The 6,728-nt window shown below is 73.0% G+C and carries 7 protein-coding genes; 4 read left to right on the forward strand and 3 right to left on the reverse strand.

Annotated features, from left to right (window positions below; genetic code table 11):
* Positions 1 to 34: 34 nt before the first annotated feature.
* Genes CNO22_RS14175 through CNO22_RS14190 form a run of 4 tightly spaced genes read left to right on the forward strand, consistent with a single transcriptional unit; the run spans position 35 to position 4,468 of the window.
* Entirely contained in the window at positions 35 to 928 is an 894-nt protein-coding gene (locus CNO22_RS14175; RefSeq protein ID WP_100499989.1) for a sulfotransferase domain-containing protein, read from the forward strand.
* A 59-nt stretch (positions 929 to 987) separates the two neighbouring features.
* Positions 988 to 2,520 carry a lipopolysaccharide biosynthesis protein gene (locus CNO22_RS14180; RefSeq protein ID WP_157936946.1) on the forward strand — a complete coding sequence of 511 codons (1,533 nt, stop codon included), beginning with the start codon at positions 988 to 990 and terminating at the stop codon, positions 2,518 to 2,520.
* A complete protein-coding gene (locus CNO22_RS14185; protein ID WP_100499991.1) occupies positions 2,517 to 3,467 on the forward strand; it encodes a sulfotransferase family protein in 951 nt (316 codons plus the stop codon). Before CNO22_RS14180 ends, CNO22_RS14185 begins: the two co-directional genes overlap by 4 nt.
* Positions 3,464 to 4,468, forward strand: a complete 1,005-nt coding sequence (locus CNO22_RS14190) for a sulfotransferase (RefSeq protein ID WP_198588326.1) — start codon at positions 3,464 to 3,466, stop codon at positions 4,466 to 4,468. The genes CNO22_RS14185 and CNO22_RS14190 overlap by 4 nt, the downstream gene beginning before the upstream one ends.
* Before the next feature lie 52 nt (positions 4,469 to 4,520).
* On the opposite strand, the gene CNO22_RS14195 is transcribed toward CNO22_RS14190, so the two are convergent.
* The 3 genes from CNO22_RS14195 to CNO22_RS14205 all read right to left on the reverse strand — a co-directional run.
* The gene (locus CNO22_RS14195; RefSeq protein ID WP_198588327.1) at positions 4,521 to 5,276 is read right to left on the reverse strand and encodes a WecB/TagA/CpsF family glycosyltransferase; all 756 of its coding nucleotides are present in this window, start codon (positions 5,274 to 5,276) and stop codon (positions 4,521 to 4,523) included.
* A 337-nt stretch (positions 5,277 to 5,613) separates the two neighbouring features.
* The gene (locus CNO22_RS14200) at positions 5,614 to 6,354 is read right to left on the reverse strand and encodes a hypothetical protein (RefSeq protein WP_100499994.1); all 741 of its coding nucleotides are present in this window, start codon (positions 6,352 to 6,354) and stop codon (positions 5,614 to 5,616) included.
* 134 nt (positions 6,355 to 6,488) lie between these two features.
* Positions 6,489 to 6,728: transposase family protein (locus CNO22_RS14205; protein ID WP_332870087.1), on the reverse strand; the 240-nt coding region annotated here is incomplete at its 5' end.

Raw genomic sequence — 6,728 nt, forward strand, 5'->3', positions numbered from 1 at the left:
GCTACGACGCGCCAACGAGAGAAGAGGAAGGCCCATGACCCCGACCACGACGCTGCGCCGCTCACCGACGGCCTACCGTGCGGTCCAGCGGGCCACCCGGACCGTCGGCCTCCTCACCCACCGCTGGCGGGTGACGCCCGGCTTCCTCATCGTCGGCGGTCAGCGGTGCGGGACGACCTCGATGTACCGGACCCTGTCGAGCCACCCGGCGGCGCTGCCTCCCGTGCGGCACAAGGGCGTCCACTACTTCGACACCGACTACGCCAGGGGGATGGCGTGGTATCGCGCCCACTTCCCCATGGAGCGGACCGCCCGGGTCCTCGAACAGCGCCTGGGGACCCGCCCACTCGCCTTCGAGTCCAGCCCCTACTACATGTTCCACCCGCTGGCCGCCGAGCGGATCGCCACCGACCTCCCCGGGGTGAAGGTCGTCGTCCTGCTGCGCGACCCCGTGGAACGGGCCTACTCGGCGCACGCCCACGAACTGGCGCGGGGCTTCGAGGACCAGGACTTCGAGACGGCGCTCGCCCTGGAGGACGGCCGACTGGCGGGCGAGGCCGAGCGGCTCACCGCGGACCCCTTCGCGCACAGCCACTTCCACCAGCACCACGGCTACCTGACGCGGGGCCGCTACGTCGAGCACCTGCAGCGCCTGGAGCAGGTCTTCGGCCGGGAGCGGATGCACATCGTGGACAGCCACGAGTTCTTCACCCAGCCGGAGCCGGTGTACGACGACGTCCTGCGCTTCCTCGGCCTGCCGCACGCCGGGTACCCCGCCTTCGAGCGGCACAACGCCCGATCCCGCTCGCCGATGCAGCCCGAGCTCAGGGCGCGCCTCGAGGAGCACTTCGCGCCCTACGACGAGCGGCTCGTGGCGTGGCTGGGGCGGCCGGTCAGCTGGCGTCCCGAACTCGTCCCCCAGCGGTGAGGGCCGGCGTGGCTACCACCGACCGCGGCGTACCGGAGCCGGTCGCCGCCGGACCCGGCATGCCCAGCATCGCGCGCGGTGGCCTGGTCAACCTGGTGGGTGCGGCCGTCTCCGCGGTGACCGGCGTGCTCCTGGTCGTCGTCGTGACCCGCACGCTGCCACAGTCCGATGCCGGTGCGTTCTTCGCGCTCACCTCGGTGTTCCTGCTGGCGGAGACGGTCGCGCGACTCGGGACCGGCACCGGGGTCGTGTACTTCGTCGCCCGGCTGCGGTCGCTCGGGCAGCCCGAACGGATCCGGGCCGTCCAGCGCGTCGCCCTCACTCCCGTGGTAACCCTCTCCGCCATCGTCGCCACCGCGCTGGCGATCTGGGCTCCCCAGATCGCGGAGTTCCTCGGGACCCCGGCGGACGGGACCCGGTCGGCGATCGTGGCGCTGGCGCTCCTGCTGCCGGTCGCCGCGCTGTCCGACACGCTGCTGGCGGCGACTCGCGGCCACGGTGCCATGCTCCCGACGGCAGCCGTCGACCGGGTCGGCCGCCCCCTCCTGCAACTCACGCTGGTCGCCGTGGCCGTCAGCAACGGCTCGGCCGCCGTCCTCGCCGGGGCGTGGGCCCTGCCGTGGGTGCTCTCGGCGGCGTTGGCCTGGTGGTGGCTGCTGCGGCTGACCCGCTGCCTCCCGCCGGCGGCGGCCGGCGGTCCCGGCCTGGAGACCTGGCGGGAGTTCTGGTCCTTCACGGCGCCGCGTGCGGTCAACAGCCTCGTCCAGCTGGCCTTGCAGCGGCTGGACATCGTCCTCGTCACGGCGCTGGCCGGGCCCGCCGAAGCGGCCGTGTACACGGCGGCCACGCGCTTCCTCGTCGTGGGGCAGCTGACCACCAGTGCCATCTCCACCGCGGCGCAGCCGAGGCTGGCCGGCGTGCTGGCGGTGGGCGACCACGCGTCGGCACGGTCGGTCTACCAATCCGCCACCGCCTGGGTCGTCCTCCTCACGTGGCCGCTCTACCTGCTCTGCGGCGTCTTCGCCGACACCGTCCTGACGGTCTTCGGCGCGGGGTACGAGGCAGGCCGGCCGGTCGTGCTGGTGCTCGTCGGGGCCACGCTCCTGGCGACGGCGTGCGGCATGGTGGACATGCTGCTCAACATGGCCGGTCGGACGTCGTGGACCCTAGCCAACTCCGTCGTCGCCCTGGCGGTCATGGTCGTCGTGGACCTGGCTCTGATCCCCCGCCTGGGCATCCTCGGCGCCGGCATCGGCTGGGCGGCAGCGATCGTGGTGAACAACCTGCTGCCGCTGGGCCAACTGCTCGCGTCGACCCGGCTGCACCCGTTCGGAGCGGCCACCGTGCGCGGTGCCGCCTTGTCCGCGGTGTGCTTCGGGATCCTTCCGGTCACCGCGCTCCTGCTCGTGCCGGGCAACGCTGCAGCCACCACCGTCGCCGCGCTCGTGGGCCTCGCCCTCTTCGTCGTCGCCCTCCGACGCTGGCGGGCGGCCCTGGGTCTGCCGGCCCTGCGCACGGTCCTCACCCGCACCCCGAGAAGAACCACTGCCCGGCGCGACGTCGACCGGGCCCGGACCGGAGAGATCCAGTGACCGAGACCAGCGCCTCCCCGTCCCCCGCCCCCCGCACGGAGCTGACGAGGCGGCGGCTGGCCGCACTCACCGCGCGAGGGCTCGTGTCCGATCGCCGGGAGCGGCTCCGCGACCGCGGTGGGCAACCCGACGTCCGGCCGCGACGGGGGCTGTCGGCTCTGGACCTCCGGCTGCGCGCCCCCGTGTTCGTGCTGGGTGCGCCACGGTCGGGCACGACCTTCCTCGGCTCGTGCATCGGCGCGCTCCCGGACGTCTCGTACCACTTCGAGCCGCGGGCGACCAAGGCCGCGGTCCGCCAGGTCTACGAGGGGGCCTGGCCGGAGAGCCGCGCCGCACGCGAGTTCCGGAAGACCTACCGGCTCCTGCTCCTGGCGGCCGGTGACGGGGGGCGCCGCTTCGCGGAGAAGAACCCGGAGAACTGCTTCATCGTGCCGTTCCTGGCACGGACGTTCCCGGACGCCTGCTTCATCCAGATCATCCGCGACGGGCGCGACGTCGCTGTCTCGCACGCCGAGAAGCCTTGGCTGGCCGCCCGGTCAGCCGGCACCGGCCGACGCGGTCGTGGTGGGCAGGCCTGGGGGCCGTGGGCCCGCTGGTGGGTGGAGCCGGAGCGGGTCGAGGAGTTCGCCCGGGTCACCGACACCACCCGCACGGCATGGAGCTGGCGCAGGTTCACGGAGTCGGCACGTCACCACCTGGCGGACCTACCGGGCGGGCGTGTGCTGACCCTCCGGTACGAGGAGATGGTGCACGATCCCGACGCGACCGCCCGATCGGTCGGGAGCTTCCTCGGGCACGCCGAACCGCCCGCGTCGCTGCGCGCCGCGTTCGCCCGGGCGGACCCCGGATCGGTCGGGCGCTGGCGGCAGGACCTGGACGAGGAGGCACGGGCCGACGTGGAGCGTGAGGCCGGCGGGCTGCTGGCAGAGCTGGGATACCTGTCGTGAGCGATCGCGCCCGCTCCGCGCCACCGAACGGCGGTGTGCTGGTCACCGGACTGCCCCGGAGCGGCACCAGTTGGGTGGGGAAGATGCTCGAGGCTTCCGGGGAGGTCGTCTACGTCAACGAGCCCCTGAACCCGCAGCACCCTCCGGGCCGGTCGCCGGGCGTGCTGAACGCCCGCGTGACCCACCGATTCCAGTACATCGACCCGGAGGACGACACCGAGTGGCGGCGCGCCTTCACCGACACCCTCGGTCTGCGCTACGGGATCGGGCCGGAACTGCGAGAGAACCGCTCCGTGTACGACCTGGGGCGGATGGCGAAGTACGCCACCTCGTTCACCGCCGGTCGACTCCGGGGACGTCGAGCGATGCTCGACGACCCCTACGCCCTCTTCTCGACCGGCTGGCTGGTCCGTGAGATGGGCTGCCGGGCCGTCGTGCTGGTCCGTGACCCGGTGGCCTTCGTCGGGAGCTGGCGTGCCCTGGGCTGGCAAATCCATTTCCACGAGCTGCTCGAGCAGCCCGCGCTCGTGCGTGACCACCTCGGCCCGTACGTCGAGCGGATGCGCAGCCTGATCGGCTCACCCGACTGGCTCGCCCGCAGCTGCCTGCTGTGGGAGGCGACGTACGACGTCGTCGACCGCGCCTTCCGCTCGCTGCCGGGCGTGCACCTGGTCAGCTACGAGAGCCTGGTGCAGAACCCGTTGGCCGGGTTCGCGGACCTGTACGACTCCGTGGGACTGACCTGGTCCGATCGCGCCGCCGAGCGGGTGGGTGCAGCCACCACCGAGCAGCCGAACGCCGCGCAAGGCGCCATGCGCTGGTCCATGCGCGGCGGGTTGTCCCGCACCGCCTACCGGCCGATGGGCCAGGGGACGGCGCTGTCGACCTACCGGAGCCGGCTGACCCCGGACGAGATCGCGCGCGTCCGGGAGCTGACGGCGACCGTGGCGGCCCGGATGCTCTCGGCCACCGTCGCGACCGGGAGTCCCGGCCGGGCGTGACCCCCGTGAGGGACCGCCGGTCCCGTGGCGAGCCGCCGGCGCCGGCGGCTCGTCACCCACCCCCGGCGGCGGCGCGGCCTGGGACCGGCAGGTTGTCCGCCACGCGGGGCGCGGGTGCGAGGACCGGAGAGGAGTGTGCCGCGTCGCGCGGGGACGGGCCGGCGCCGGACATCCGGGCGTGCGCGCCCAACCCCGGGACGTCGCGCATCGCCCCGCGCCACTGCCGGCTCCGGGCCACGGCCAGCACTGCGTCGACGGTGTACCGGCGCCACAGACGACGCGGTTCCCGGCAGAGCCGGACCAGCCAGTTGAGGCGCAGCGGATAGGCCCAGGACGGGTAGTAGCCCGCCTGGAGCACCTGGTTCAGGAAGCCACCGCAGGTGAGCGCATAGCCCTGGGGCATGGCATCGGCGGCCTCGAGGAGGACCTGCTCCTGCAGTCCCGCCCCCAGGCCGACGAGGAGCAGGTCCGGCGCGACCTGCGCCACCAGCCGCCGGAGGTCCGCACCGCGGGGCAGTCCCTCGAAGCCGTCGACGGCGACGACCTCGATCGGCCGACCTGCCAGACCGCTCAGGGCCGCGGACACCTGCGCTCCCCGGTCACCGCGGCCACCGATCGCCAGGACCGAGCCGATGGCCGGGTCCGCAGCGAGCAGGGCAGGCACGACGAGATCCGCACTCGTCCTCGCCGGATGGCGGAGCAGCCACTGCAGGAACTGGCCGTCGATCCCGCACACGTCCACCCGACGCACGGCTTCGGCCGCAGTGGCCAGCGCGGTGTGGATGCTGTAGTGGTTCAGCCAGGTCACGCGCACCGGTGAGCCCGATCCAGCACGTTCCCGCCGGAGGGCCACGAGAGAGTCGATCAAGGTCTCGGGCGCAGTGCCGACCTGAGGCGAGAGCAGGGTCACGACATTTCCTCCACCAACTCGGCGCATGGCCACCGGCGCCTTCCGGACAGCAGACGGGAAGTCGGTCGACTGAACGCCGGCAATGGCCATCAAATGACATTTCCCGGTGCGTGGGGAGCCTCGTCCGGGGAAGGTCACCCGGAAGGGGCGGCCCGCTCCGCAGACCGTTCCGGCGCCGCTTTCACTCGCTTGCGCCCCCTCGCGCCGCGCTCCGGACGGGGAGGGGCCGGAGCGGTCAGCCGACCCCGGACGTCGCCGGCGCGGGCGCCGGCTCCGCGCCGGGTGCTGCGGGCCGGTCGGTACGCCGCAGACCGGCCGTGAGGTACAGCTCGACCAGGAGCAGGCAGACGAATGCCTCGGTGATCCGCACCCCGTAGCGCACGGCCTCGCCCGGCAGCCCGGCCAGGCCCACCTGGTACTGCAGGACCGCCAGCAGGATCGGGGCGACGACGAGGAACGCGTACCAGCCGACCCGCTGTCGCCATCCGTTCCGCGCGGAAGGGTCCAGGATCCGCCGGTCCACCAGGTCGAAGGCGACCGGAGCGAGCACGAGGACCCCGAGGGTCTCGGCCAGGTCGGTGACGGCGCCGGTGCGGTTGAAGAGCACGACGAGGGCCAGGACGCCCAGGGACAGCCCGGCGGCAACGCGGCGCGGCAACGGTCGCCGCACCTGCAGGTACGGGAGCAGCAGGGCCGCTGCGAGGAAGGTCTCGTTCAGGGTGCGGAACCGGCTCGGGAGGTCCGACAGGAGCAGGGCGATCCCGATCGCCAGGCACGCCACGGCCACCAGTGCGGTCAGCCGCCACTGCCGGGGCTCGTCGGCCAGTCGCGGCCGGGCGTACTGGATCCACACGGCGAGGAGCAGCGCGAGGACGAGTCCCTCGCTGTTGTGCGCGATGCGCGTGGCGATGCCCTCGGGGAGCACGACGGGGAAGAGTTCCAGCAGGACCCCGGCGATGGCAGCGACCACTGCCACGTAGAAGGCGACGGGAACGATTCTCGCTCGGGTCCACACCCGGTCAGGATCTCATCGGGAAATGCTCACGCAGAATGCGTTCACCCCTATGGGGCACTGAGTCTTTCCCAGTAGTGGCTGGGCCAGGTCGGTGATCATGTGGTCCGGCCGTGCTGGTGATGGAGGAGGACAAGGGCGGCGGCGGTGATCGCGCCGATGCGCCAGGGGCAGAGGCTGACCCGGCGCAGCGCCTTGAAGGTGGTCTTGAGCAGCCAGTTGCCGCGTTCGGCCGGGGTGCGGGTGGCGGCGTGCAGCAGGTTGACGGTGCGCTGGTCGTCGGTCAGCGGTGCGTCGGTGGTCTTCTTGATCGGCGTGGTCAGCGCCGCCCGCTCGCC

The sequence above is a fragment of the Geodermatophilus chilensis genome (genome assembly GCF_002802985.1).
Classification (GTDB): domain Bacteria; phylum Actinomycetota; class Actinomycetes; order Mycobacteriales; family Geodermatophilaceae; genus Geodermatophilus; species Geodermatophilus chilensis.